Here is a 687-nt window from a genome sequence, read left to right on the forward strand (position 1 = left end):
CGCCGCATCGCGCGCGTCGCGGCGACGAGCGGAATCGCCGCGACGATCGAGCCGAGCGCATAGACGGTCACCAGTTGGCCGATCAGCGCCTCGGTCACGCGCAGGTCCGCGCTCATCAGCGGCAGCAGGCCGGCCGGCAGGGCTTCGGTGAGCACCGTGATGAAGCCGGCGGTGGCAAGCGCGAGCAGGTTCGCGACGGGCAGGCGCGCACGGCCCGGTGCAGATGAACCCGCGGCAAGTCCGGCCCGGTCGGCCGCGGACGCGGAAACGGACGGGGAAGCGGATACGCACTCGCTCATGCCGCGCTCCGGTCGTCGACGCCATACACCGCATCGCGCACGTCGGTGACGATGCGCCCGTGCATCCCTTCGTACAACGTATTGGTCAGCGCGACGACCGTCAGCCCGGCCGCACGGTCGACGAACCACGCATGCCCGTATGCGCCGCCCCAGCGCCAGGTGCCGACCGACTCCGGCGACTGCGCGGCTGCCGGATCGTGCAGCACCGAAAAGCCGAGCCCGAAACCGAATCCCGGCGCATCCGGCAAGTCGCGCGCGCCCGGCTGCACCCGCGCCATCTCGTCGATCCAGCGCGGTGCGAGCCAGCCGTCGCGGCCCGTGCGCAACGTATCGAGCAGCGTCAGGCAATCGTGTGCGGTGCCGACCATGCCCGCGCCGCCCGACGGCC

At 72.2% G+C, this 687-nt stretch carries 1 protein-coding gene and 1 pseudogene; both read right to left on the bottom strand.

Going from position 1 to position 687, the window contains the following annotated elements; all coding sequences use genetic code 11:
* A pseudogene (locus A9Z05_RS05665) lies at window positions 1-299 on the bottom strand (MFS transporter); the annotation flags it as partial.
* Window positions 296-687 (bottom strand): serine hydrolase (locus tag A9Z05_RS05670; protein ID WP_141723370.1); only part of this gene is annotated, 392 nt, incomplete at its 5' end. The pseudogene A9Z05_RS05665 and the gene A9Z05_RS05670, both read right to left, overlap by 4 nt.

This window comes from Burkholderia sp. A2, assembly GCF_001729305.1.
GTDB lineage: Bacteria > Pseudomonadota > Gammaproteobacteria > Burkholderiales > Burkholderiaceae > Burkholderia > Burkholderia sola.